The following is a 25,868-nucleotide window of genomic DNA, read 5'->3' as shown; positions in this document are numbered from 1 at the left end:
AAGATTGACGGAGATCGCCGCCACCGCCGGAACAACGGCGCCGACGGCTTCGCATTGCCTCGATCGCTTGGGCGCACTTGGCTACCTGATGGTGCGTCGCCAGGGACCTGGAGCTCCGGTTGAATTGAAGCTCTCGCGAGGACCACCGCAGCCGTTTGAGCGTGACACTTCATCGTAACAAAATTGCTCCGACCGTGACTTAGCGTGACATCGATCTGTCACGCTTCAATTTTCATCAGAGGACGATCTTGCCGGTTCATGATATCGATTATGGCATGTGGACGCCTAAGCTGGTTGGCGATGAGTTGCTCGAAGCAGTACGGTGGGCCAATCGCAGCGCCGGTCCCATAGGCCCGGCGCGCGTCCGCTCCGCGATGCCGGACCTCGCGATGATCTTGACCGACCGGGACTTCGAAGGGTGGCCTCCCATTCCCGATCTCGAAGCCTGGCCGATGCGGCGGGCAATACCGCCCGCCCGCGTCTCGCAGCTTGAGCGGGCGCTGTGGTGGCAGGCGAGGTATCTCGCGGATCAGTCCGGCCCGGCGCGCGTGCTCAAGCATTGGGTGCGTGCCAGGTTGACAAAGGGGATGACCTTTGGTCAGGCTATCGAGCGAAGAGGATGGAGCCGCCCCACTGCGTATCGAGCTCGGGACAGGGCCCTGGCTATCATTGCAATGGGGTTGACCGATGACGACATAGTCCGTGGTCAGCATTGATCGTTAAATCTGGCAATTCGCCGATAACGGTCTCGAAAGTGTTGCGGTAAGAGAATTTGCTTCGGAGCGCGCCACAAAAGGTGTAGGGACACCGGCATGGACAACGGCACCAATTCAATTTCTGCCACAGCGAGGTTGCGGGAACCCGAGATCAAAGCGGCCCTCATCGACGCTTTGTTCGCGGATGGGCGCGTTTACGACGACACCGTTGTTATCAGCGAAATGCCGGTCGCCTTCATGGCTCGCCGAGCTGATATCGTGCTGGCAAATGGCCATTTGGTAGGATTTGAGATCAAGTCCGACGGGGACAAGACCTCCCGCCTTATGGGCCAGCTTGAGGCCTACCAAAAGGCGTTCGAAGGGATCGTCATCGTGACCGGCGCCCGACACCTCGACGAAGTCCTCGAATGCACGCCCGAGGCAGTCGGCGTGGTGGCGGTGGACCAGATCGAGGCTGATCTTCCCAAGGCGAGAATGGTCCGGAAACCTCATCTTCGGAGCATGAGTATCGAAACCGCCATCGCTCAAATGCGTGCCGATGACTTGTATAGGCTCGCTAGCAAGTTTGCTGCCAATTCGGATGGTGCCCGCGATCGCTTTACCTTAGAAGCGCGGGTTCGCACGCTTCCGCTAGCTGATGTGCGTCGCGCCGCCTTGGCGGCGGTTAAGACGCGCTATCGGCGACCATTCGAAGAGTTCGCCGATGCGCGGAAGCAGCATGGAACGCTTACAGCCTTGCCGCTCCTTCGGCGCCCGGCGTGGAATGAAGGACGCCCCGCTGTCATCGAGCGCCGCTCTCCCGACGTTTCCGATGCCGCCGACCTGGCATCACTTGCCCTGGCCGTACGGCCTCGCAGAATGGGCTAACCAAAGATATCGGCGTCCTCGACTGTAACTGCGCCATCTCGATAATGGATTTGCTGCCATAGATGCATATTGACGCGAGCAGCAATCCATGGGCCGGGCGTGTTCATTGACGTAAGGTCGCCTCTAGCTGCCGCGCTGATCTTCTCGGCCCCCCAAACCCCTGCTTCGACGAGGGAGGGGTCCCAATCCACGAGTTGTGTGATCCTGCGAGCGCACTGTTCATAGCCACCTTGATCGGCCCGGACCCGTCGAAAGACCCATGCATCGGGCAGTGCATAATCTACTCGGGGAACAAAGCGCGACTGTACGGGCTCCATGGGTTCCGGGTGGATAGACGCAAAATCACCGTAGATCGCAACTGCGTCGCCGCCCAAGGCGGCATGCATAGCGCGCTCCTCAATTTCCAACACCGCCGCGCTGTCGTCGTAAGCGGCTGCGGACCTGGGATAACTTGAGCCCATCACGACGATACGAGCAGCGTCATCAATCTCGCGGAGCGCATTGATCACGTTTGCTGCTTCGATAGTTCGCGCCTTGACCCGAGATCGGACGTATCCGAAATCGAGGACCAGCAACAAATTGTCTACGGCATCTACGGCGCTCATGATCGCTGACAGGATAGGTAGATCGCTCTGAGGAGACCGCGATCGGACCACGACCTGGCCGCTAACGTGCTCAAGCAGCATTACCTGTCGTACGATGTCGCGCAGAGGGCCATCCGAAGGCAAAAGCGCGGTTGGCACAATGTTGGCTTGGCTCCCTACGAACTTTCGCCAAGCAGCAAAGCCTTTATCGGGATTGCTGAGGGCTACGCACTCGTCGCAAGAGTAGATGGGGCTCTGCTCAAGATCGATGATCCTCGGGCGACCTTCCAAGACTTCTTCGACTTTTGCGCCTACGTCTGCAATGCCCTTTGTCCGGCCGTGGCTCGCCAGCACAATAATCGGCAGAAGCTTATCTTTTTCCGGTTCGCCAAGTTCCTTATAGCCACGCATTTCCCAAAGCCGCGTGCGCAGGGAGGGATAGTAACGATAGGCATCAAAATCGACGGTCATTCCTACTCTTCTCCTTCCGGATCGACTGCAAGCACGCCCGCCCTGCGCGGGTGGACAATCGGCATCTCGACCGCCCGGCTAACAAACCGATTGAGGCTTTCGCTGTCCTGCGTCGCGATGGTGCGCCATTCTGATATCTGCTGCCGAAGGTCACGCGCCTCTGCTTCGCTCGCTTCGCGCGTAGTGGCTATCTCCCTTCGCAGATCGGAAAGTTCCCGGGAATTGCGTCCGACAATCACCAGCAGCGGGACCGCGAGTGTCCAGCCAGCTCCGGCCACGAACGCTAGCAGGAGGGTTAGGTCTTGGGTGAGCCAGCCTCCGATACCAACAAGCGTACCCAGCGCACCGAAAACCAACAGGCCATTCTTGACCCAATCTTCATCAATAGATTTCCCCATGCCAACCCCAATCAGCCGATAGCCCTTATGTACTCGATCTGTAATTAATTTAAACCATAGGTTTTCCTGCGTTGGAAAATTTCCAACCGGAAATCCTGCACCTTGTAAATTGCATGGAAGAAATACGCGCTATTGTCGGTTGCGTAGCAATTTCAGCAAACGGAGCATATCTTGACTGCGCATACCGCCCCTCATTCGCATAGAAGCGCCGGGCATAGGGCAGCGGCGACGAGATCGATCCCGAGGCTGTCGCCCGGCAGCAGGAAGAGGCGGCTGCGCTGCGCGCAAAGGGGAAGACGGAACCATCGCGGTTGTCTTGGCCCGCCTCGGAAGCGAGGGGATTTCGGTAATCGGCATGCGCCGCGCAAGCGCGGCAGAAAGGAAAGCCTTCCTATGGCGAAGAAGCACCCCATTCAAAAGGAATTCGTCCCCGGCCGAGGCTATACCAAAGCCGATTGGGACGAAGTGTCCGACAGCCCCGAGGCGACCCCCGAGCAGCTTGCGCAGGCTCGCCCCTTTGCCGAGGTCTTCCCCGATCTTGCCGCAAGCATCAAGCGGGCGCGCGGCGGCAAGCAGGACGAGGGCGCCAAATGAAAGAACAACCGACCGACTATCGCGCTGGTCGATGATCTCGTTTTAGAAAAACCTGCCAGGGCGCTTGCGCTACTTCGGCAAATAGCCGTGATCAATAAGCCATGCTCGAATGATACTCCGCACCGCTTTCGTGCGGCTCGGTGTGTCGTCTTGGGTTGCCGCATATGCATCGATCGCGTCGATCTCGGCACGATGCAGGCGGACATTCAGTTGTTCGCTATCCACCCTTGGTCGTCCTCCAAGGTTTTTTCTAACGCTCTCGGTTGCATTATTCATAGGTTATTCCTAGCGTAAACATACCTGATCACTTCGGCTTAGCCGACGACCCCAGGTGTTGAAACAGAGAGGATGACTATTTCATGAATGCCCACGTTGATCCAAAAGCTCCCCTGGAAGACATCAATGCCTTACCTGCGTATCGGCCGCTAGCCGCCGATTATCAAACCACCGAAGGCTTCGCTATGATCAGTGGCCTTGATTTCTCCCTCCTTTCGCCGACGAGGCAAAGACGGTTTGGACCGCTTTCCGTGCCGCGCGAGAGGCCCTCCGCGCTACGCTGAATTCGCCTGCCTGCATCGGCGACAAAGCCCTGAACGGGGGCGGCGAGCAGATTGAGCTCCTGCTTGACGCGATCAACGTAAAGATGGTGGAAATCCTCGACCACGCTATGAGCATGGAAGTGGCTCCCGGAGATTGGCATGGCTCCCTGGCCCGATCGGGTTTGGTGTTCGAGGGGATCGCCGATGCAGGCCTGTCCGACGATGTGAGCAACTCCGCATTTGAGGCGGTACGAGCAGTTGTTGCATCGCGCCCGCTGCTTCGCGACTGATCACGCCGACTGATGAAAAAGCCGTTTGCTGTGCCGGGCAAGCGGCTTTTCATTTTCACTCGCCCGACGATTGCGGGCGCCTAAGCACCGCGCGCATACGGCCCCGTTTCTCTGGGGCACCGTCTTTTTCCTGTCTGCCCGCTGGCTCTGATCCCAAGAGCTCGTTATGGTCGCGCCGCGCAGCGTAACGAGCGAGCGCCCGTATGAAATCCGCTAACTCAGGGCATGTTTCGTCCATACGGCGAGCTTTTGCAATCTGCTCGTGATTGGCGGCGGGGCTATCGGAAACCTCGTCCCGACCCCCTTTGATGCTCCCATGGCCGGGCGTGAATTCCTTTTGGGTCGGGTGCCGCGTCCGCTTCGTCATCCCATGTCCTCCGAAGTGCCTCTTCCTCGCACTGGATAGCGCACGACGCGACTATGACGCCACCTTGCCTTGAATGCTGCGCGTGAAATTGATGAAATTTGCGAGGCCAGGCAGCCATTCTAGGCGCGCTTTAAGGTGCCGGAACAAAACAGGATTTGTGGCGCATTTCATGTCGCAGTTCGTGTCGCAAGGGTTGGCGGGCATTTTTAGGAACCCATTGGAAATGCGCGGGAATTTCTGAAAGCGGCATGCAACATAAAATATCAAAACAAAAGCGGCCCATCTTGCGATAAGCCGCTGATTTTATTGAGAGAAAAATGGTGCCCGGAGGCGGATTTGAACCACCGACACGCGGATTTTCAATCCGCTGCTCTACCAACTGAGCTATCCGGGCATCTGCTTTTGAGAGCAACGATTTCTCTGAGAAATCGTCGGGGCGCTTGGTTCGCCCCGGAAGCGAGCGGGGTTATAACATCTTGCTCGGCGGTGTCCAGCACCAAAATGACTCTTTTTCGAAGGAATTTAGCTGGCGGCGGAAAAGCCCCGAAAAGCAAACGGATTCAGCAGGATCGCCTGGACGATCACGGAGGCCGCGGGTCGGAGACGAGGTCGGTTTATCCTCGCAGATGCAAGCCGAGGGGTGAAGCGCAGGCTGCTCAGCGCTTTCGCCCTCGTCCTTCGATCGAACGAACTCGGGATCCTCTAACGATCGTCGTCATCGTCTGCTTGCGACTCGTCGTCGGCGACAGGGATCGCATAGGAGCCGGAAAGCCAGCGGTTGAGGTCGACGTTGCGGCAGCGCACGGAGCAGAACGGATAATGCTCGCGCACCGACGGGCGACCGCATTCCGGGCAGGGGCGCGTCGGGCGCAGAGGCTCGACATTCGAACGGCTTTTCTTGTCTTCGCCGCTCACTTTCCTTCAGCCTTCCAGCCAGCGATTGTGCACGTCATATCCCTCACCGATGAGCAGATTGACCGTTTCATAGAGCGGCAAGCCTACCACATTCGTGTAGGATCCGACGATCTTGATGACGAAACTTCCGGCAATCCCCTGAATACCATAGGCTCCCGCCTTGCCGCGCCATTGGCCGGAAGCGAGATAGCTCTCGATATCGAGGCTGGAGAGGCGTTTGAAACGCACCTTCGTGTCCACGACCTTCTGGCGAAGCGTGCGGTCCGGCGTGACCAGGCAAATCCCCGTGTAGACGCGATGGCTGCGGCCGGACAGAAGGTGCAAGGCGCTTGAGGCCTCGCTGACCAGTTCCGGCTTCGGCAGAATGCGGCGGCCGACGCAAACGACCGTGTCAGCGGCCAGAATATAGCTCCCGTCCCAGCCGGGCTCCCCCTTGATCGCAGCCAATGCCGCCTTTGCCTTTTCGGCGGAGAGGCGGCGCGCCAGAGAGCGCGGATGCTCCGAACGCTTCGGCGTCTCGTCGAGGTCCATCGGCAACAGGCGCGCGGGCTCGATGCCCGCCTGCGCCAGAAGCTCGACACGACGCGGCGATCCGGACGCCAGTATCAATTTTTGGGTCACTGCCATTAAAGCGAGCCGTCAATCCCGGGTTTGGCCAGCCTGCCGTCGCCGGGGCCTATTTGAAGCGGTAGGTGATGCGGCCCTTCGTCAGGTCGTAGGGGGTCATTTCGACGAGCACCTTGTCGCCGGCAAGAACGCGGATGCGGTTCTTGCGCATACGGCCTGCCGTGTGAGCGATGATCTCGTGCTCATTTTCGAGCTTCACGCGAAACGTCGCGTTGGGGAGCAATTCGGTGACCACGCCCGGAAATTCGAGGACTTCTTCTTTCGCCATGCGGGATTGTTCTTTCTCGTGTTCATTCGCGGATGCGCCACGCATCCCGAAAAATTTGCCGGAAACTACACAATCGCCACGTCTTTGTGAACCGCCTTGACTGCGCTTTTTCCGAATTCTGCCGACTGACTACGCGCTGCCCGGAACAGGAGCGGACCGCAGCGGCATTCAACGTGCCCGAGCGACACACTTTACCGGCGGAAGCCTCTCATCCGGTCAGCCGCCCTTGCGTCGGCCATCGGCGACCAGCCGGTTGGCGATCAGCGTCGCCAGATGATCGCGCACCGCTCGATAGGCCGCGACGATCTGCTCTCGCGTACCGGTCGCGACCGTCGGATCGGGCGTCGGCCAATAAACGACATCGACGGCCATGGAGCGGGTCAACTCAAGCGCCACGTGGTGAGCCTCCGGCGCCAGCGTTACGATGATGTCGAAGTAATCGTCTTCTAGCTCCTCGAGCGTGCGCGGCTGATGGCGGCCGATCGTCAGGCCTACCTCATCGAGGACCACGTCGACAAAGGGATCGCGCTCGCCGTGCCGAACGCCGGCGGAGGCGACATAGGTCCCTTTCGGCAATACCGCCTTGGCGAGCGCCTCGGCCATCGGGGAGCGGATGGCGTTCATCCCGCACATGAAGAGAATCGAGCGGGGCGTCTTTGATTGCAGCGAGGCGGTCCCGATCATGTCGTCCCCGTCAGCCGCGCCAGTAGAGCACGCAGACGAGCGTGAAGAGCCGGCGCGCCGTGTCGAAATCCAGTCTGATCTTGCCGGACAGCCGATCCATCAGCGTTTGCGAGCCCTCGTTGTGAATTCCGCGGCGCCCCATGTCGATCGCCTCGATCTGGCTCGGCGTCGCCGATCGGATCGCCTCATAATAGCTCTCGCAGATCATGAAATAGTCCTTCACTATCCGGCGAAAGGGTGTCAGCGACAGAATGTGGGTGGCGACGTCGGCGCCTCCGTCGGTCGAAATCGAGAAGACGAGCTTTGCGTCGACCAGCGACAGGTTGAGCCGATAAGGTCCGCCGGGATGGCCGACGGGCTCGAACAGGTTCTCCTCGAGAAGGTCGAAGATCGCAACCGCACGCTCATGCTCAACGTCCGGCGTCGAGCGGCCGATCGTCTCGTCCAGCACGACGTCGCAGAGCCGCAGGTTGCGATCGGCCTTCATCCCTCTCCTCCGAGGTTGAGGCGGATAGCGACGGAGCGAGCATGAGCCTCGAGCCCTTCCGATTGCGCCAATGCGATCGCCGCGGGGCCAAGCATGCGCAACTGTTCCGGGCCGAGCCGCAGGATCGAGGTCCGCTTCATATAGTCGAGCACGCCAAGGCCGGAGGAGAAGCGTGCCGACCTGGCCGTCGGCAAGACGTGGTTGGAACCGCCGACATAATCGCCGATGACCTCGGGCGTGTGGCGGCCGATGAAGATCGCGCCGGCATTGCGGATCTTCGGGACCATCATGTCCGGATCCGCAAGCGCCAGCTCAAGGTGTTCCGCCGCGATGCGGTTGGCAAGCGGCACCGCATCCTCCAGATCCGGAACGACGATGACCGCCCCGAAATCGCGCCAGCTCGCAGTCGCCGTCTCGGCGCGGGGAAGCGTTTTCAGCTGCCGCTCGATCGCCGTTTCGACCGCCTCTCCGAACGCGGCATCGTCGGTGATCAGGATCGCCTGGGCGCCGGCGTCATGTTCGGCCTGCGCGAGCAGATCGGCGGAGATCCAATCGGGATCGTTGTCGCGGTCGGCAATCACCAAAACCTCGGATGGGCCGGCAATCATGTCGATCCCGACCACGCCGAAGACCTGCCGCTTGGCGGCAGCGACGTAGGCGTTGCCTGGGCCGATGATCTTCGCTACCGGTGCAATCGTCCCGGTGCCGTAAGCAAGTGCTGCGATGGCCTGCGCGCCGCCGACACGATAGATTTCCTCGACACCGGCGAGGCGCGCAGCCGCAAGCACGGCGGGATTGATCGCGCCCCCGCTTGCCGGCACGACCATGACGATGCGCGCGACGCCAGCCACCTTCGCCGGCAGGGCGTTCATCAGAACCGAGCTTGGATAGCTTGCCGTACCACCGGGAACATAAAGCCCGACTGCGTCGATTGCCGTCCAGCGCGAACCGAGGCCCACCCCCATCGCGTCTTCGTAGATGTCGTCCTTCGGCAATTGGCGGCGGTGATGGGCTTCGATCCGGGTCGCTGCAACCTTTAGAGCGCCGAGGACTTCCGGCGCCACCGCTTGGATCGCCGCATCGATTTCCGCGGCGGTGACGGCCATGCCCGTCGTCCCGAAATCGATGCCATCGAAACGGGCGGAATAATCGGCGAGCGCTGCGTCGCCGCGCGCCCGAACGTCTTCGATGATGGCGCGTACGGCGGCGTTGACGTCTTCCGAAACTTCCCGCTTGGTTGTCAAGAACGCGGCGAACTCACGTTCGAAGCTGCTGTCGAGATAGTTCAGCCTGATTGCCAATGGGACGATCCTTTTGGTGATAGCTGGTTGTGCGCTCACGCACCTTCGGGATGGCGCGGCTTGAACGCGGTTTCCCACGCGCCGCCGGTATCGGTAAGCTGCGCCTCGATGCATTCCACATCGAGTGCGATGGATGCCTCGCCGGCGAGCACGAGTTCGATCGTTCCCTCCGGTCCATCCCCCTTGACCGAGAAGCGGAGCGCGAGGAGATCGAGCACCGCGTCCATGTCATTGCGGTCGAAGCCCAGCGAGCGCACGGCGGTAACGCATTTGAACAGGAGCACGGCTCGCCGCCGCTCGAAGTTGCGGCGCTTGCCTTCCGCCTTTTCCCAGACGAAGCGATTGATCACCAGGGAAAAGTGCCTGTGGCGGGCATCATAGAGAATGCCGGCCACCTTGAAGACTGCGTCCTGCACATGAGCGGAAACGACACCAAGGTCTTCCTCGTCGAGTGCCAGCAGTTTCAGAGCATCCATGCGATCCATCCCTGTTTGCTTCGCGGCCATAATATTGCGCTGTGACCGCCAAGGACATAGGACGTCGCGCCTGAAACCGCAACGGTATCAGGTGCGGACCGGCGATGAATCAGTCGCTGACGCGTTCCACATGGGCACCGCAGCGCGTGAGTTTCTCTTCGAGCCGCTCGAAGCCGCGATCAAGGTGATAGACACGCGAGACCATGGTTTCGCCCTCGGCCGCAAGTCCGGCGATGACCAGGGAAACCGAAGCGCGCAGGTCGGTCGCCATCACGGGGGCGCCCTTCAGTCGGCTGACGCCCTCGATCTTCGCCGTCTGGCCGGAGAGCGAGATCTTGGCACCGAGGCGCGCCAGTTCCTGCACATGCATGAAACGGTTTTCGAAGATCGTTTCGGTGATGTGGGAGGTGCCCTCCGACTTGGTCATCAGTCCCATGAACTGGGCCTGGAGATCGGTAGGGAATCCGGGGAACGGGTCGGTAACGATATCGACCGGCTTGATGCCGGCACCGTTGCGAACGACGCGGATGCCGCTGTTCGTCTGGCTGATCTCGGCACCGGCGCGGCGGATCGCTTCGAGTGCCGTATCGAGAAGGGCAGCGTCCGTATCCTCGAGGATGACATCGCCGCCGGCCATCGCGACGGCCATGGCGTAGGTGCCCGTCTCGATGCGGTCGGGCAGTACGCGGTGGCGCGCGCCCGAAAGCGAGTGTACCCCCTCGATGGTGATCGTGCTGGTGCCCTGCCCGGTGATCTTGGCGCCCATGGCGTTCAGGCACTTGGCGAGGTCAGCAACCTCGGGCTCGCGCGCCGCGTTGCCGAGCATCGTCGTGCCGTTGGCCAGCGTCGCCGCCATCATCAGCACATGCGTCGCCCCCACCGAAACCTTCGGAAACTGATAGCGCGCACCGATGAGCCCGCCTTGTGGCGCCGTCGCATTGACGTAACCGCCGTCGATTTCGATGTTGGCGCCAAGCGCCGTCAGCCCTTCGATGAAGAGATCGACGGGCCTTGTGCCGATGGCGCAGCCGCCCGGCAGCGACACGCGCGCCTTGCCTTCGCGGGCAAGCAGGGGTCCGATGACCCAGAAGCTCGCACGCATTTTGGAGACGAGCTCATAGGGCGCCGTCGTATCGACGATGTTGCGACTGGTAAAATGAATGGTGCGGGCATAGCTTTCGCTCTGGCGCTCGCGCCGGCCATTGACGGAAATATCGGCGCCATGATTGCCGAGAATGCGGATCAGTTGCTCGACGTCGGCGAGATGCGGCACGTTTTCCAGCGTCAGCGTATCGTCGGTCAAGAGCGACGCGATCATCAGCGGCAAAGCGGCGTTCTTCGCGCCGGAAATGGGGATGACCCCGTGAAGTTCATTTCCGCCTACAATCCTGATGCGATCCATGAGACCTCTCGAACGGGCCGTGCCCGCCTTTCCAAAAAATACGATGTTGCCAAATTCGGTGGTGCCAAATTCAGTGGTGCTAGGGGGCGTCTCTTAGTGGAGATGCCATGAAATTAGAAGTGCCTTGAAATTGCCGGTCTGTGGGAATGGTAGACAGAGGCTTCGCAACCTCCATCCCCGCCGCTGTCTAATCTTCCGATTCGTCCGTTTTTGCGGCAGGCAGTCCGGATGTCTCGTCGGCGGCGCCGGCACGGCGCGCGCGCATCTGCTGCTTTCGGCGCTGGAGGTTGTCGCGCAGGTTCTTGGCCAAGCGCGACTTTCTCGCCTCGGCCTGTTTGCTGCTGCGCTCCGCGCCCCTTTCCGGACCCCGCGCACGCTGCTTGTCGTCATCGTCTTGCATGCGCAATGCCTTAGCGCAAAAGACGGATATTCGAAAGCGGCACGGCGATTTCTGTTTAAACGGGCAAAGGAAAAATCGGTGCGGTTTTCCCTCGCTTCCCGCTTTCAACGCATTGGAATCGATCAGCTTTATGCCTTTGGCTTGGCTCAGCGGAAATCCTCATGATCTCGGTCCGGCCAAAAACTTGGAAATGCGGCTTGCGCTCTCCCTCAAGCTATGGCAATAGGCGCCTCGCCTGATGCGGCTTGTGAAAAACCGCCGCCGGACGCTGCTATAGCTCAGGGGTAGAGCACTCCCTTGGTAAGGGAGAGGCCGAGAGTTCAAATCTCTCTAGCAGCACCAGTTTTCCTATCTGGAAATCAAATAACTAGCTGTTTTCAAGGATTTGTAAGCACCTCGGTGGTACACAGAGGTGGCCACAATGGTTCTGCACATGCCCCGCCCGTTCAAACATCCTAAGACCGGTGTCTACTATTTTCGAATGCGCGTCCCTGCCGATTTGGTGGGTGCCATCGGAAAGCGTGAGATAAAAATTTCGCTGGGAACCAAAGAGCCAGCAGCCGCCAAAGAGCTGTTCTCCGCTAAGGAACAGCAGGTCACGAAACATTGGAGGTTGCTTAGGACCAGACCGGAACCACTGTCTCAGAAACAGATCGTTGCGTTGAGCGGCAAGGTCTACCGGAAAATTATCGAGAAGTTTGATGACGAGCCCGGTAGCCCGCAACTGTGGCGAAACATCATATCGCTGGCCGAGCGGGTCGCAGCTGATGGAAACTGGGAACAATGGTACGGTCCGAGCGTAGATGAACTTCTTCTGAGCGAAGACACCGTAACCGATCACGAGAGCCGCGAGCGCCTCATCCAGCAGGTGCATCAAACACTTCTCCTAGCGGCGGCACAGCAAGTTAAGAAAGCCGAGGGCAACTACAGTCCAGACCCCAATGCCAATCGCTTTCCCCCTCTGAAGCCAAGGGGTACGAAGGCCAAAGCCGTAACGCTCACAGATTTGTTCAAGCTATGGGAGCGCGATCACCTAGCCGACAATGGCGCACAGGGAACGCCAGCGGACTTCCTGCAGAAGATCAAAGACTTCAAAAAGCACCTAGGGCATGAGAACGCAGAGACGGTAACCGGGCTGAATGTGTCGGAATATTGCGACATGCTGCGACACGAACGGGGCTTGTCTGCCAAAACAGTCAACGGCAAATATCTCGCTGCAATCCGGATCATCTTCCGAGTTGGGCTCGCGAAATCTCGTATCAAAGCTGACCCCACGGCGAACATCAAAGTCTCCGTCCCGAAGGCCATCAAAGAACGACCCAAGAGCTTCACAGATGCGGAGGCCAAGGTCATTCTGGCGTGTGCCCTAGGGGATCCATCCTCTCTCGGTCAGATGTCAGAGCTCAATAAGTTGGCCTGTCGATGGGTTCCGTGGATTTGCGCCTATACGGGAGCAAGAGCCGGGGAAATCACGCAGTTGAGGCGGGAGGATTTTTCAGAGGAATACGGCATCCCGTTTCTCAAGATCACGCCGGAAGCCGGCTCGGTCAAAACGGGCCTATATCGGATGGTGCCAATCCATCCCCACCTGGTTGAACTGGGGTTGATAGAGTTCGTCCAATCGAGACCGCAAGGTCCGCTCTTCTACATTCCGAACGACCGCAAAAGAAAGCCTGGGCACACTCAGGCAGCAAGCGTTCGGGGTAAAGTGAGTGATTGGGTTAGGGATGTTGCAAAGATTACCGACAGGCGTGTGCAGCCCAATCACGCATGGCGGCACCGCTTCAAAACGGTCGCGCGAGATGTCGATATTGCGCCTCGATACATGGACGCCATACAGGGTCACGAAGATGGCAGTGCAAGTTCTGACTACGGCGAGAACACCATGAAAGCGCTGTATCGTGAAATTCTCAAGCTCCCGAAATATGATGTGAAAGCCAAAACGCGGGCGGACTAGTCGTTTCTGCGATTGATCTCCATCAACCTATTCGATCCACGGCCTTCTAGTACGCGAAGGTTTTCCATTAGATGATCTGGAGCAAGATGGGCATAGCCGAGTGTCGTTTGGTACGATCGATGGCCCATCCACTTCATGACCCGCAAAAGGTCTATGCCATCTATTACCTGCCTAGATGCACAGGTGTGACGGGCTGTGTAGACGACGGTGTCCTTCAATGCCGGGATATGCGCCCGTATGTTCCGCCAGACCTCCACCATCTGCCAATCGGCAATATCAAACCAGGGCCCTTCGAGTTGGCGCTGTGCCCCGCTTCGCTGGCGCTGCACCGCTTCCCATGCGCGGGTTGTCAGAGGCAGTGTCCGGTCGTCGCCGTTCTTAGTACCCACGAAAGTTACTCTACGATTGCCGACGTTCTCCCATCGGAGTGCGCAAGCTTCGGCGTAAGGGCGCGCTCCGGTATCCACGAGGAAGATGAACAGGTCCCTTTCGCGACTTTTGCCCCAAAGCGAGAGGGTTTGAATGACAAGGTCAACTTCTTCGTCAGTAAAGAACCGTTGTCGTGTCTTCCCTTTGCTCTGGTAAGGAAGTTCGGGCCGCTCCACCCTCGCGTGTTCGATCAGGACCGAGATAGCCGAGAGATACCGGTTCACTGTCGATCCGCAAACCTTCCGCTTATTGATGAGGTAGCGGACGAACTCGTGTATTTTATCCTCGGATAGCGCGATGGAGACTTTTTCCTTCTTGCCGACCCATTCCGCAAACTTCTCGGCATTACAGACGGTCCTTGAAGAGCCCCTCTTGTACGCCCACCGTTTCTCCTTCGCTTGCTTCAGAGCGTGTCCGATGCTGCTCTCCTGCAAACCCTCAATGAATGTCGGAAGGCTCGGCAACGTCCTTCCAAGCCTAACAGCGGCCCGAGCTTCAGCTTCCCATTTGATTGCGTCTTCGGCAGAGGCAAAGATCGGTGGTCTATATCTTACCCCTGCTACGGCGAAGTCTACCTGATAGCCTTTCCCGCGTTCCCTGACCGCCATGCTTTGCCTCCTACAGTTGACACACTGACAGGCTAAGGTTGTCGGATAGATGAGGCAAGGGGTATTCTTGTCTCTAAGCGATTGGTTTATTTGTATTTAATCCGCTTTTGGAGATGATCCCGCTTCAGGATTTTGTTAGGCAGGGCGTCCCCATACTTGCTCTTGCAAATGGCGTTCAAGGCTCGACCTGAACGACAAAGCGCGAGTGCCATTTACCGCCAGTGCGATATTGGATGGAGCGTCATGTCGCTGTGTGATCGACAAGTCCGTACCTGGCGGTCGTCTTCGGAACGCCTCTTCTGGCGTGCCTCGTAGGTAATGCCTGGGCGTCATAAAGAGCACACGCTGATTGCCAAAGACTTCAGCGGGTGCGAACGAGGCATTAGGTAGTTGCGCGATGGAACCGGGGCTCCAAATGCTGCACCAGAAGCTCACAGGCTTTCTCGGCATCTCGGCCCATGTGCCTCAGCACTTTCCCGCGTGATCTCGGATACACGTGAAGCTGCTTAGCGTCTGGTCCATCGCCCCATTTTTTATGCGTCCCGGAAGCCATTTTGTGAATGAGCTTCGCGGCCTGAACACGCTTGTATTCGGCCTTCGTGTCCGATTGTGGATCATCACGAACGATCGTCTCTATAGCGAGCCACGCTACAACCACCCGGCGCGGGTCCACGTTGGCCTTTCTCAGCCTCGCCCAGGCTGCCTTGGCGCGAGCCTCTGGAGACAACCCGCGCAGCCGGAACGCCTCTACGTGAGGCCCTGCGGTCTCGTACAGTGTCCTCACGCGGTCAATAGCATTGCGGACCCACAGATCGCCTTCGTTCGCCTTCAGCCACTCCATGGCCGCCTTGCGATATGGGCCGATCTCTTGAGCGGTATAGGAGGGCTTGTAGGGGCTACCATGCCGGGCGTAGTGATCCGCATGGGAACGACAGAACCGCGTGTCCAGACCGTCGCCCGTTCCAGCACGAGCGGGCTTGCTGCAGCCGATCACGCGACACCGGGAGAACATTTGGCTGGGCTCGGCTGCCCGGGCCTTTACCTCGTCCCGTCTCCCGCGTTTTCTTGTCCAGTTTGTTTCCAATCTCGAGTCCCTCTAAGGTGAGTGGTAGGTTCCTCATAGGTAGTTGGAGAGGTTCCACCCGACCATGATGAAGAGAAGGAAGGAGAGGTTAGAGACCTCTTCTCATGCCTCCTCCGTAACAATCCCCTCCACCCCTGTGTGCCTATGGAAAGTGGAGAGCATGACCTCGGTTGCGGTGGAGGCCTTGGTAGCTGGGACCATCACTGCGTCATGGATTGGCAGAGCCACGATACCTTCTGCCTTGAGAGTAAGAATTACTTCGACCATGATCTGGCTTTCGACGAACTGGGTTTCATGTCCGAGGCCGCGATGAAAACTATCCTTGATCAGCGGATGCTTTGCCTCAATCGCTTCGACCACTTCGCCGATGTTATCGCTCCTTCTGAACAGCTTGCGGGTGCCCTTTGGAAATCTGTCCAGCCGATCGGAGGCGAAGATCATGGCACTCATCACGCGCTTAATGCCATCCCTCTGCTGAGTGTAGCCCCAGAGGTGGTACAGATCGTCTGTGGGCGGCTTCTGCCCGGACAGGGCATACACGATACGTGGACCAACCTGCCCGTAATCCAGTTCGACGGCCTTCTCACCGCTGATCCATAGCCCCTGTCGCCGCTCATGCTTACGGAGGCGCTGCCAAAAGCCGCCGAACAATCTGCCGCCGCTGTCGAAACGTCCCTGGGTGAAGACGCGACGCAGTTGCCGATCCCCGATGTGGAATGTCGTTTGGGGCCACGGGATGCCTGTGTTCTCGAACCTCAAGTCCGCCGAAGCCAGCCACTGGTTAATGTGGTCGAGTTCCAGGCGGAACTGGTCGGTTACTGCAGTGTCCTGATACTCCTGCCAACCGCCATCATCCCAGTAGTCGTCAACGTCCTTGGTGCGTTTCAGGATAATCGTCTCGCCATGCGGATGCTCGCCTAGATCATCCAATCCGATTTCACCTTCATCGATCCGCGACAAGAGTCGCTGTCCCGCTCGGACTACCGTCGACCGCGCCAGCCCCTCGATCGCAGGTGCCACATCCTGCACGACAAAGCCCATTTCCGGCTTCGCCAGGAGGTCCAGGATGTACGGGAACATTTTGCTGTACGCGCGTGGTCGGTAGCGGCTCTTCGTGCCCAAGACTCGGTTGGAGCGGGTGACGTAAATGCTTCCGTCCTCTCCGACGAGATGGTGATGCATGAGGTCGGATAGGATGGCGTCGACGGTGAGGTCGAACGTCTCCTGGTCTTTCGCACGTCGCTTGTTCTTCTTGAGCCCGAAATAGGCTTCGTAGTTCAAAAGCAAACCAATGACTTCCGTCACAATGGCCTTGGCGTTCTCGGACGCAGCGAACCGAAAGGCGTTGAAGGGACGATCCCGTTCCTCGACCTCGTCGTCCGGTACGTCAAAGATAGGTGCGACCTTATCCATCCATAGAGTTCCAATTCGTCAAAATAGCCACCCCGCACTTCCAGGCAGCGGGGCGCCGACAGACATGCGAAGGCTCGGTAACGCTCACAGCGCCCCCAGCGGCCTCCTAAGTGTCACGGTGAGAGCGAGGGCTACTTCAGGCCCGCAGCTTCCAGAGCGCGGTACACGGAACCACGCCCGATGCCAACCGCTTTAGCTATCTCGGAGACCGATCTTCCTTGTCGGAAGAGTTCGATCGCTTCTCCGGCCTTGGCTCGGGCGGTTGGTTTCCTGCCCTTGTATTTCCGCTCGGCCTTGGCCTTGGCGATCCCTTCCTTCTGCCGCTCTTTCATCAGATCGCGCTCGAACTCGGCGAATGCGGCAAACATGTTCAGCATCAGCCGACCGTAGGCACCAGTGGTGTCGAGCGTCTCCTTGCCGAATTGCAGAACCTTTAGGCCAACCCCACGCCTGTGAAGATCATCAACGATATCCCCAAGCGTGCGCGTGTTTCGAGCAAGGCGGTCAATCTTCGTGATGACAAGCGTATCGCCTGAGCGAAGGAACGACAGTGCGTCCTCCAGTTCAGGTCGGTCCCCTAGTGCCGATACCTGCTCCCGGTAGACGCGATCGCACCCGCCAGCTTCTAAGTCTCGCACCTGGGCCTCCAGCCCGGCGACCTGCTCTTCCGTTGATGTCCTCGCGTATCCAACTTGCATGTTATCAGCCCCCGATGTGTCCATTAGCATCTAGGCTTGTGAGTCAATCGTGTCCAAAAGTCAATAGGTAGTCTTTTGGACACATCATCGCAGCATGAGGCGGACGTCCATTGGCCCCTACTCATCTGGACAGTTCTAGTCGAGAGCGACTTCAATCGCTTCACTGATCCTACGTCAGGTTAAGCGAGGCGTTTAGGGCAGGGCCTAATGGCACTATTGACCGGCTGCAAGCCGCCGCCTCCCTCCTTGCCGTTCCACGTCTGAAGCGCGGGCAAGCTGCTGTCGCGGACTCTGTCCAAGAGCCCGACACGCATTCAACAAAGGTCAAGCCGATAAAAAAACGCGCATCTCATTAAGGACCAAGGGCGGGGAGAGGGGGGAATTCGCGCTTGCCGCTATTCCGATCGCCCGCTCAGAAATTTGTATCAAATATTCCGGCGGAGGCTAATCGGAGGGGGCGCGAGTTTCTGCCTGTACGGCTTTGACACTCGTGAAAGCCAGAGGTCCCCAGTCTCTCTTAAGGTTCCGAGCTGCGCGGAATATCGGGATGAAGACCACCGCGAAGACTGCGATGTGGATAGCGTTGTCCAGCGGATAGATCGGCAGGATTGACACAGCCAGACTCGCTAGCTGGTAGTAGAAAAAGCCGATGAAGACATCCACCAGCAGAATGAGCGGACCTGATAACCGTGGATCAGCGGTGATCTGAACGGCATTGCTGTCACCCTCGATATTGAGATTGAATGCTTCAGCTGATTTATCCTCAGGCAACACACGTGTGGTCAATCCCGCCCTTATCTGGGCCGACTCCAGCTCGATCCTCTCGATCTCTGCTCTCGTCTTACGGTAGTTCTGCAACAGAAGGGGAAGTCCGAGGATTGCGGCAGCTGCAGCGACGGCACCCCCGACAATTTGTGCGTAGTTGTTGATCACAGCGAGGAAAGTGAGTTCCTCTGCGGTTTCTGCTGGTCTGGCCGTGGGTGCTAGTTCCTGGGCGAGGCCGGGGCTTGTCAAGACAAGACCCAATGCCAGGACCCAGAACGCCACCCATAGTCTCACGCCAAACAAAGTGCGCACAGCCCTTCCCTCCGATGCCGCCCCAACCGATAGTAGAGAACGATTTCTAGCGTGGGGAAAGGTGAGCCGCCAGTGGTATCGATGCAGACGACGACCGGATTTGGAAAGCTAATGTGGCCGTGCGGAAAGGTCTGGGTGTCGTCATGTAGGCGGAACGATCCCCGGTGATCGCGGAGGCAGTTTTCCCAGCCGCTGATCATTGGTGATCATGTTGGCGTTCCCGTCATTCCAATCGGCAGCGAGTTTCGTCGTCCTCTCTTCTCACGCCGTGATGAGCTTGCCTCCGACCGTCCTGAGGGACAGCCGGAAATGATAGGGCGTCACTTGCTCGAACACCACGGTATCGCCCGGCTTCGCGCCGGTCCTGACGAAGAATTCGCGGACGAAGAGGCGATCCTGAAAGAAATAGCGCGGCTTGCCCTTTTTGTTCGTCGGTACGAACGTGTCCGTACAGAGGGGCCCAAAATCTAGTCGGACAGACCTCGGCGCACGGTCGTATTTCGTTGTTCCACCGAACACGTCAGCAGGGAGCAGCTTCAGAAACGGGGTGATGTAGATGTGCGGCCATGTGCCCCGGAGCGTGAAGTTGCCGGGGGTCAAAGTGCTTTCGTAGACAGTCATGATTGCTTGGTCCGCCCCTGATTGCCCTTTGGGGCCGCGCCACGCTCTGCCCTGATCCGGTCAAGGAGAACGCTGGCCGGTTCGTCGTCCGGATCTTGCGGTATGAGTTCGCCACGGAAGGCTTTGACGAGCACGGCTTGGTCGAGATGGTCAATCAGCTTGTGGGCGTTGGTTGCTTCGGAGGCAAGGCGGTCGATCCACGTGAAAGCCGTATCAATACGACGGGTAATCTGCTGTTGTTCCCTGAGTGAGCAAAGAGGTATAGGAAGGTCACGGCAGATAGCAAGTGTCAGGTTGCTTTGACCAGCTGTAGCCTTGGAACGCGAAACCCCCCATTGAACTAGGTCGTCGGCAAGTAGCCATTTCGCTAGAAACGCGGCTGACACAGATGGTATTGTGCGGAACACGGCAATTGCTTGGTTAATGTTCCATTCAGGTGCATCGCTGGGCACAATACTTACTTTACCAAGAGGCGGCCCAACGATGTTCATTAGCACATCATTGGGCAGCACCCTCGACCGGGCGAGGAATCCTTCATGCGTGGATCGAGAGACGAAAGTCGGCTCCACAGTGAAATTTAGGCTGCCATCAAAAGTGAGGTTGTAGACCTTGATGAAGGGCACATCGCCAGTCCCCGATTGCAACTGAGACGCGTGAGGTGTCGTTCCTTTAGTAATGAAGCCGCAGATAGCTTCCGCCCTTACCCAGTTCCAGGCCGTCGGGACAGCGAATGGTTCAGAACCGTTTGCAACGAAGACCTCATTACAATCGTAATGCTTTTGACGATATTTCTGGGCTAACTCTGCCCTTTGGAGTGCCATCTCGTGGGCCACCGGAGCGATGTCACCATAACGCCGACGCCACTCCCGCGTTAAATCCCCTCGGAAGGCCGCTGCTAGCACAGCCTGCTTGTACTTTTCGACGAGGCGGGGGATGTGGTCGAGGTGTTCGCGAGCGCGTCTGGATTTGCCGGTGAGGCTGTCGATCTTCGCCACGATCCGTTGCTGTTCGGGGAGCGGGGCAAGGGGAACAGGTGTCGCCAGGACTTCTGCTTTGCTCAGTTCTACTTGGTTTGTTGACCCTGACTGCATGTCATCGAGCTTCGACTGGACCGAAGGCGATTGAATTAATCGATGAAGGTAGTCCGGCAACACCGCGCCGTTCGCTCGGACAATCGTCACGTGGCTGTCTGCAACAACCCTCTGAGCTGTTGTCAATCCGCGGAAGATCGCAGCGCGACCAATGGTTCCGGTCCCAGTCGAGTTCCATAGGATGTCGCCATCTCGGAGAAACCGCTCTTCACCCCATGCACTCCACTGAGATGGATCGACATACTTAAGGTGAGCTTCATCAACGCCAGACCAACGTACGCATTTTTGATTTATCACGGGCAATTCACTGTGGGGCACATACTTGGGTGACTTGCCCCGTTGAACGTAGTGCGTGACGTCTTCGATTGTCGCGCCAGTCCATCGTCGCGGCATTTCACTCATTCCGCCGCCTCCGCGATCGCCGCAGCCTCGCCAACGTTATCCGGCTCCAGCTCTTCGGACAATGCTTCGATCTCCACCAGCGCGGCCTTTAGGTGACCGATGATGGCGGCGGCGATGTCCTCGGGCTCGGTGAGCGCCTCCTCGGCTTCGGCCTCTGTGTCGCGCAGCCAGGCAATGTCGAGATTGTCATTACGTGCGGCAATGGCCTCACGGCTAAAGCTGCGCCACCGACCTTCCTCACCCTGCTCCTGCCGCTCGGAACCCCCGTTCGGATCGATGCCATAAGCTGACTCGAAGTCCGCGAAATCGGCAACGGTCAACGGTCGGGTCTTGCCAAAGGCGGGCATGTTGGCGCGCATGTCGTAGACCCAGACTGAGCTGGTGTTGCCCCTGTCGGTTACCCCCCGCCGAAAAAATAGGACATTTGTCTTGACCCCCTGTGCGTAGAAAATGCCAGTTGGAAGGCGCAGGATGGTGTGAAGGTTGCAGAGGTCCATCAGCCAGGTGCGGAGGCGTCTGCCCGTATTGTCCTCGAACAACACGTTATCCGGAACCACTACGGCGGCGCGACCACCGGGCTTGAGCGCTCGGACGATATGCTCGACAAAGGCGAGCGGTCCCTTCCGTTGGTCAGCAGTAATGGAAAAATCGCTTCTGAAGACTCTATCCGGGAATTTATTGAACGGCGGGTTTGTGATAACTAGATCGGCTCTGTCTAGGCTTTCTCCCTCTGACGAAAGAGTATCGAAAGGTTGGATAGGCGTGTCTATACCATGCAGAAGCATGTTCATTGTAGACAGCCTATGTGTTCCAGGAATCAGTTCACATCCTTGCAGCGCGGTATTTCTCTGAAAAAAGGCCGTCTCCGGAGACAAGGTCGTCAGATCGTCGGTGTCCTTGAGGATACGCCTGTGCGCTGCAATCAGGAAGCCGCCGGTTCCCGCCGCCGGGTCCTGAATGATCTCCCTGGCCTTTGGCTGCATCAATCGGACGACGCTCTCTATCAGCGCCCGAGGCGTGAAGTATTGGCCCGCTTTGCTTTTGCGCTCAGAGGTCGTACGCTCCAAAAGTCCTTCATACAGGTCTCCGAGCCCATCTTCTTCCGCAGCGTACCAATCCACGGCGTCAATTGTCGAAATCAAGGTGGCAAGCGCCGTGGGCTTGGTGATGGAAGTTTTGGCATCGGTAAATACCTGCTTAACCAAAGGCGACGTGACATCTGCGCTCGTGCCAAGTTTGAGCAACACGGCGCGATAGTGATCTAGACGCTCCTGCCCCTCCAGTCGTCTGAGGTAGGCCCATCGGCAATCAGCCGGTATCCCGTCTTGCAACCGCTTCCCATTGCGCGTTACCTCTTCCAGCATTTTGAGAAAGAGCAGGTAGGTAAGTTCAGTCACGTACTCAAAGTAGCTCACGCCGCCACCTTGGAGGCTCTTGCTAGCGCCCCAGAGTTTCTGAACAATTTCACGCGAACGGGGGCCATTCATCAGGCGACTCTCTCCCAGACTTTTTGATGCAGTTGAGTGATAACACTCTCGAGTTGGCCCTCTAGTACCCGGTTGATGCGGGAATATCCACCCAACCCGGCGAATGGCTCCTCTTCAAAAGAAGTGCGGTCAAGCACAATGCCCAGTATCATTTGGCGCTCGATGCGATCTAGCCATTGCCTCTGTGGTTCAGTCCACCGGCGGCCCGCCACAATGGATCGCATCGCCGATTTTACGCGGTCCTTGTAAGGGATCAGCGGGTCGCCAATGGCTGCCTGGCGCACGAAGCCAATGATTGAGGCAGCAATCTCCTCATTCTTCGCGTCAGCCCATGCCCGGCGCAGATTGGCTTCCGAGTAACCGCTGCGGTCGAGTGCGAGGCGAAGCTCCTTCAGGTCGGCGCGGGTCAGGTCACGCGGGCGCGTCACGACCATCTTCAGCGCGGCTATGCTGTTGACGTTGTTGCGCACGAAAGCTGCAAAGCTATCGAGGAAATCTTCCGGCCTTTCAGCATCTCCGTAGCCCCGCGTGACGGCAACCACCTCATCACTATGGGGGGAGATCGGCACATAGCGAGGATTGTTGCCGTCCGACTGCCAGTCGAGGATCGGGCCAATGGCCGCACGGTCCCTCAGCCAGGCGGCGAGCGCGGGCGCCTCACTTTCGAGCAGCCGCTGCAACATCGCCTCCGGCGTCTCCCCCGCTACCGCCTCGAAGCGTTGCCGGGCTTCCTCGGGCAGGTTCCTGAGACGGCGACGCAGCTTGACGGCCATCTGCTCGCGGATCGTCTCGCGCTGGTGATCGTCAGTCGCCTCAACCATTTCGCGGACAAGCTGTTCGAACCTGATCGATGGGTTAACGACGATTGGCTTCATGTCGGTCAGGTTCTGGAGATGCGGGTAGAGGTCCACAGCGTCGAAGATGCGGAACACCTCTTTGCCGATCTCGGGGCATTGGCGTGTTGCCCGACCGATCATCTGTTCGTAGAGGATGCGGCTATTGATCCGGCGTAGGAAGACGAGGTTCGTGATCTTCGGCACATCGATACCGGTCGTCAGCAGATCGACTGTGACCGCGATCTTCGGATTGGTGTCGTTCCGGAACGAGCGGATCAGGTTCTGGACGTTGTCCACGCTGCCGGTGATCTTCCTCACCGCGGCGTCGTCGATCTCGCCATAGGCTTCCCCGAATGCCTTCTTGAGAGCAGCCACGACCATGTCGGCATGAGCATCGGTGGCGGCAAAGATTAGGGTCTTGCCGGGAAGCGCTGGATCGATGTGCCTAGCCAGCTCCTCGGCCACCACGCGATTAAATTCAGGCGTGATCACCTGCTTGTTGAATTGTTCCACCTCGAAGCGGATTTCGTCCGGCAGAACGGCAGTGTTGATCTCGCCCGTTTCGGGAGCGAGGTATTCCACTTGTTGTCCCCCGAAGAACCCGATACCCGTTCGTGCCAATGCTGTCTCGATGCGGATCGGCGGTTCGTGGTCGATCAGGAAACCGTCAATAACCGCCTCTCGGTATGAGTAGCGGAAGATCGGCTCGCCGAAGATGTCGGTCGTGTGCAGGGCCGGGGTGGCCGTCAGACCGATCTTGACCGCATCGAAGTATTCGAGCACGCGCCGGTACTTGGAAATGTAATCGTCCTGGTTCCGGAAGCTCAATTCCTCGTCAGACATCTCGCGGTCCAAGAGGTAGCCACGATGGCATTCGTCAATGACCATCAGGTCATACTGATCGACCGGTGGAGCTTCGGAAGTGTCGGCGGCATAGAGCACACGCTTCACCAGCCCTTGGATCGTGCAGATATGGACCTTAGTGTCCACCTCAAGCGTCACATCCTCAAGGCCTTTCAGACCGAAGATTTCTGCGAAGGTCTTGCCTGAGACCACCTTTGTCGTGGAGAACTCGCCTTCGGTCTGATGCCCCAGGGCGCTGCGGTCCACGACGAAGCAGATGCGGCGGAAGCGCTTGGCCGACAGAAGACGGTAGAGCATCGCGATGGCGAGTTTAGTCTTGCCCGTACCGGTCGCCATCGCCACGAGCATTGACCGCTGCTCGGCTGACAACGCTGTTTCCACTGATCGTATTGCGGCTTCTTGGTAGTGGCGGAGCGGAAAGCCAAACTCAAACGATCGAGCCTTGAGCGCCGCGTTTGCTGCATCCACATCGACCTCGAGCAATCTCGTCAGACCGTCCGGCGTCGGCCAATCGACCAGCGCCCGACGATGGTTGACACTACGCCGCGTGTCACGGAACCAAATGCCGCTCTCGGTCTCAATTTGTTTGAGATAGGAACGACCATTAGCGGCGAAGACGAAGGGGACACGGTGCCCGTCCCACGGCCCGCCAGCCGAGCTAAACTCATCGGCATTGATCGCTATCGAGTAGCGTTCCGCCTGGTCGATGGCGGCCGAGACGTTCTTGCGGCGGCGCTTTGCCTCAACGAAGCCGACTAGCATCGTGCCGACGAACAGCGCATAGTCCGCGGGGCCGTTTGCAGTTGGCCACTCGGCAATTGCTATGTTGCGTCCCTTAGAAGGACGAACACCGGCGCTATAGCGGAGCGTCTTCGTGTCCGCCTCCCACCCACGATCTCGAAGCTGCTGGTCAACGATGGCGCGGGTCTGTCCTTCATCTAGATCAATGCTGGCGGCTGCTTGCTCGCCACGCTGGATGAGTTCCAGGGCTTCAGCACGGGGAGCCGCCTCAGCCTCGGCCTGGAGACTGGCTAACTTGGCGGCAATGGCTACTTTCTCGACCTCACTCTCATGCGCAAGCTGCTCCCAGGTCGCTCGCTCCTCCGCCTCGCGCGTCAATCGGTCCTCGACTGTCTCTCGGGCGCGGGCATGTTCCTCAGCTTCCCGGCGGGCAACGATGGCAGCATCCTCAGTCTCCGCCACCTTGCGTCGCAGCGCCTCAATCTCTTCGCGCAATGATGTCGTCGCATCGATCGGCTCGGGTGGAGGCACGAATGCGCCGGGATTGAAGCCGGGTTGCTTCCCATACGTGCGATGGAACCAGATGCCGAGCGAGCGAGCAAATTTGAGCGAGGTCAGCGCGTTCGCGTGGTCACCTTTCGCCTGATGTACGGCAACATTACCCACCTTGCGCAACGCGTGGAATACATCGGCTAGCTCCTTGGGGATGATCCGCTCATAGGAGAGCCGCCGCAATGTCTCCTCGAAGGTCTCGCGCTCGTCACGATAGGACGCATGGCGGGCGGCGATCATCTTCGCCATGAGCTCCGCGAACTGCCGCAGCTTGACGATAGATGTAGAGGGATCGGTGCGGAAATAACTCTCCGCGAACCCGCCCAGATTCGCCAATTGTTTGTCGTGCGTTCGAAGAAACTCAAAGTTCAGCGATGCAACCATATCCGCCCCCGTGGCCGCAATCATTGCACGAACTGGCAAAGGAGTGTCCAGACCTATTTCACGCCAGGTTGACCAATTTGCGGTCGCAGAAGGCGTTGTTGTGCACGTCCGGCAAGTTCGACTATTGGGGCACAATAAGCGGTCAAAATGCGACAGCAACGGTCGAGCATCCTACGTCGACAACCAAATTGCATGGATGCCATTCGAACAATCGAGCAGTTTGTCTTGGGATCTCGAA

The 25,868-nt window shown here is 58.5% G+C and carries 26 protein-coding genes and 2 tRNA genes; 5 read left to right on the top strand and 23 right to left on the bottom strand.

Going from position 1 to position 25,868, the window contains the following annotated elements:
- Nucleotides 1-248: 248 nt before the first annotated feature.
- Nucleotides 249-716, top strand: coding sequence for a hypothetical protein (locus tag PYH37_RS14105; protein WP_280735554.1), 468 nt, complete (start codon nt 249-251; stop codon nt 714-716).
- A 96-nt stretch (nt 717-812) separates the two neighbouring features.
- The gene (locus PYH37_RS14100; RefSeq protein WP_280735553.1) at nt 813-1,583 is read left to right on the top strand and encodes a sce7726 family protein; all 771 of its coding nucleotides are present in this window, start codon (nt 813-815) and stop codon (nt 1,581-1,583) included.
- Here PYH37_RS14100 and PYH37_RS14095 read toward each other — a convergent pair.
- Together PYH37_RS14095 and PYH37_RS14090 are read right to left on the bottom strand one after the other, a co-directional pair.
- On the bottom strand, nt 1,580-2,638 hold the full coding sequence (locus tag PYH37_RS14095) for a beta family protein (RefSeq protein WP_280735552.1): 1,059 nt from the start codon (nt 2,636-2,638) through the stop codon (nt 1,580-1,582). The genes PYH37_RS14100 and PYH37_RS14095 overlap by 4 nt on opposite strands.
- Before the next feature lie 2 nt (nt 2,639-2,640).
- The gene (locus PYH37_RS14090) at nt 2,641-3,036 is read right to left on the bottom strand and encodes a hypothetical protein (protein ID WP_280735551.1); all 396 of its coding nucleotides are present in this window, start codon (nt 3,034-3,036) and stop codon (nt 2,641-2,643) included.
- Nucleotides 3,037-3,429: 393 nt separating this feature from the next.
- Here PYH37_RS14090 and PYH37_RS14085 point away from each other — a divergent pair, with 393 nt between their 5' ends.
- Entirely contained in the window at nt 3,430-3,630 is a 201-nt protein-coding gene (locus PYH37_RS14085) for a hypothetical protein (protein WP_280735550.1), read from the top strand.
- 69 nt (nt 3,631-3,699) lie between these two features.
- On the opposite strand, the gene PYH37_RS14080 is transcribed toward PYH37_RS14085, so the two are convergent.
- The 12 genes from PYH37_RS14080 to PYH37_RS14025 all read right to left on the bottom strand — a co-directional run bounded on the left by PYH37_RS14080 (nt 3,700) and on the right by PYH37_RS14025 (nt 11,392).
- Nucleotides 3,700-3,906: a hypothetical protein gene (locus tag PYH37_RS14080; RefSeq protein WP_280735549.1), complete on the bottom strand. Its 207-nt coding sequence runs from the start codon at nt 3,904-3,906 to the stop codon at nt 3,700-3,702.
- Nucleotides 3,907-4,069: 163 nt separating this feature from the next.
- A complete protein-coding gene (locus PYH37_RS14075) occupies nt 4,070-4,330 on the bottom strand; it encodes a hypothetical protein (protein WP_280735548.1) in 261 nt (86 codons plus the stop codon).
- A gap of 814 nt (nt 4,331-5,144) precedes the next feature.
- Nucleotides 5,145-5,220 (bottom strand) — tRNA-Phe (locus tag PYH37_RS14070).
- A 308-nt stretch (nt 5,221-5,528) separates the two neighbouring features.
- Nucleotides 5,529-5,741 carry a DNA gyrase inhibitor YacG gene (gene yacG / locus PYH37_RS14065; RefSeq protein WP_280735547.1) on the bottom strand — a complete coding sequence of 71 codons (213 nt, stop codon included), beginning with the start codon at nt 5,739-5,741 and terminating at the stop codon, nt 5,529-5,531.
- A gap of 6 nt (nt 5,742-5,747) precedes the next feature.
- Nucleotides 5,748-6,368, bottom strand: coding sequence for a Maf-like protein (locus tag PYH37_RS14060; protein WP_280735546.1), 621 nt, complete (start codon nt 6,366-6,368; stop codon nt 5,748-5,750).
- 49 nt (nt 6,369-6,417) lie between these two features.
- Nucleotides 6,418-6,636 (bottom strand): translation initiation factor IF-1, encoded by a 219-nt coding sequence (gene infA / locus PYH37_RS14055; protein WP_004435948.1) that lies wholly within the window; start codon nt 6,634-6,636, stop codon nt 6,418-6,420.
- A gap of 216 nt (nt 6,637-6,852) precedes the next feature.
- On the bottom strand, nt 6,853-7,320 hold the full coding sequence (locus PYH37_RS14050; RefSeq protein ID WP_280735545.1) for an arsenate-mycothiol transferase ArsC: 468 nt from the start codon (nt 7,318-7,320) through the stop codon (nt 6,853-6,855).
- A gap of 10 nt (nt 7,321-7,330) precedes the next feature.
- A complete protein-coding gene (locus PYH37_RS14045) occupies nt 7,331-7,807 on the bottom strand; it encodes a UPF0262 family protein (RefSeq protein WP_280735544.1) in 477 nt (158 codons plus the stop codon).
- The gene (hisD, locus tag PYH37_RS14040) at nt 7,804-9,108 is read right to left on the bottom strand and encodes a histidinol dehydrogenase (protein ID WP_280735543.1); all 1,305 of its coding nucleotides are present in this window, start codon (nt 9,106-9,108) and stop codon (nt 7,804-7,806) included. The genes PYH37_RS14045 and hisD overlap by 4 nt, the downstream gene beginning before the upstream one ends.
- 35 nt (nt 9,109-9,143) lie before the next feature.
- Complete coding sequence (locus PYH37_RS14035; RefSeq protein WP_280735542.1) at nt 9,144-9,584, bottom strand: DUF2948 family protein; 441 nt, start codon at nt 9,582-9,584, stop codon at nt 9,144-9,146.
- 109 nt (nt 9,585-9,693) lie between these two features.
- Nucleotides 9,694-10,986, bottom strand: a complete 1,293-nt coding sequence (murA, locus tag PYH37_RS14030; RefSeq protein WP_280735541.1) for a UDP-N-acetylglucosamine 1-carboxyvinyltransferase — start codon at nt 10,984-10,986, stop codon at nt 9,694-9,696.
- A 187-nt stretch (nt 10,987-11,173) separates the two neighbouring features.
- Entirely contained in the window at nt 11,174-11,392 is a 219-nt protein-coding gene (locus tag PYH37_RS14025; protein WP_425336139.1) for a hypothetical protein, read from the bottom strand.
- A gap of 261 nt (nt 11,393-11,653) precedes the next feature.
- On the opposite strand from PYH37_RS14025, the gene PYH37_RS14020 reads away from it, so the two are divergent.
- Nucleotides 11,654-11,728: transfer RNA gene (locus tag PYH37_RS14020), tRNA-Thr, on the top strand.
- A 79-nt stretch (nt 11,729-11,807) separates the two neighbouring features.
- A complete protein-coding gene (locus PYH37_RS14015) occupies nt 11,808-13,343 on the top strand; it encodes a DUF6538 domain-containing protein (RefSeq protein WP_280735539.1) in 1,536 nt (511 codons plus the stop codon).
- Here the strand turns inward: PYH37_RS14015 and PYH37_RS14010 are convergent.
- The 9 genes from PYH37_RS14010 to hsdR all read right to left on the bottom strand — a co-directional run bounded on the left by PYH37_RS14010 (nt 13,340) and on the right by hsdR (nt 25,789).
- Nucleotides 13,340-14,380, bottom strand: a complete 1,041-nt coding sequence (locus PYH37_RS14010; protein WP_280735538.1) for a tyrosine-type recombinase/integrase — start codon at nt 14,378-14,380, stop codon at nt 13,340-13,342. The two genes, PYH37_RS14015 and PYH37_RS14010, sit on opposite strands and share 4 nt — an antisense overlap.
- 382 nt (nt 14,381-14,762) lie before the next feature.
- Nucleotides 14,763-15,221 (bottom strand): hypothetical protein, encoded by a 459-nt coding sequence (locus PYH37_RS14005; protein ID WP_280735537.1) that lies wholly within the window; start codon nt 15,219-15,221, stop codon nt 14,763-14,765.
- Between the two features lie 345 nt (nt 15,222-15,566).
- A complete protein-coding gene (locus PYH37_RS14000; protein ID WP_280735536.1) occupies nt 15,567-16,877 on the bottom strand; it encodes a hypothetical protein in 1,311 nt (436 codons plus the stop codon).
- Between the two features lie 131 nt (nt 16,878-17,008).
- The gene (locus PYH37_RS13995) at nt 17,009-17,575 is read right to left on the bottom strand and encodes a recombinase family protein (protein ID WP_280735535.1); all 567 of its coding nucleotides are present in this window, start codon (nt 17,573-17,575) and stop codon (nt 17,009-17,011) included.
- Nucleotides 17,576-18,019: 444 nt separating this feature from the next.
- A complete protein-coding gene (locus tag PYH37_RS13990) occupies nt 18,020-18,622 on the bottom strand; it encodes a hypothetical protein (RefSeq protein WP_280735534.1) in 603 nt (200 codons plus the stop codon).
- A 291-nt stretch (nt 18,623-18,913) separates the two neighbouring features.
- Complete coding sequence (locus tag PYH37_RS13985; protein ID WP_280735533.1) at nt 18,914-19,273, bottom strand: hypothetical protein; 360 nt, start codon at nt 19,271-19,273, stop codon at nt 18,914-18,916.
- A complete protein-coding gene (locus tag PYH37_RS13980) occupies nt 19,270-20,766 on the bottom strand; it encodes a restriction endonuclease subunit S (RefSeq protein WP_280735532.1) in 1,497 nt (498 codons plus the stop codon). The genes PYH37_RS13985 and PYH37_RS13980 overlap by 4 nt, the downstream gene beginning before the upstream one ends.
- Nucleotides 20,763-22,253 (bottom strand): class I SAM-dependent DNA methyltransferase, encoded by a 1,491-nt coding sequence (locus tag PYH37_RS13975; protein ID WP_280735531.1) that lies wholly within the window; start codon nt 22,251-22,253, stop codon nt 20,763-20,765. The genes PYH37_RS13980 and PYH37_RS13975 overlap by 4 nt, the downstream gene beginning before the upstream one ends.
- The gene (gene hsdR, locus PYH37_RS13970; protein ID WP_280735530.1) at nt 22,253-25,789 is read right to left on the bottom strand and encodes a type I restriction-modification system endonuclease; all 3,537 of its coding nucleotides are present in this window, start codon (nt 25,787-25,789) and stop codon (nt 22,253-22,255) included. Before hsdR ends, PYH37_RS13975 begins: the two co-directional genes overlap by 1 nt.
- Between the last annotated feature and the right edge of the window lie 79 nt (nt 25,790-25,868).

The organism is Sinorhizobium numidicum, from assembly GCF_029892045.1.
GTDB classification, from domain to species: Bacteria; Pseudomonadota; Alphaproteobacteria; order Rhizobiales; family Rhizobiaceae; genus Sinorhizobium; species Sinorhizobium numidicum.
The sequence above is the reverse complement of the archived record's forward strand: the minus strand, read 5'-3'. Positions and strand labels throughout refer to the sequence as shown.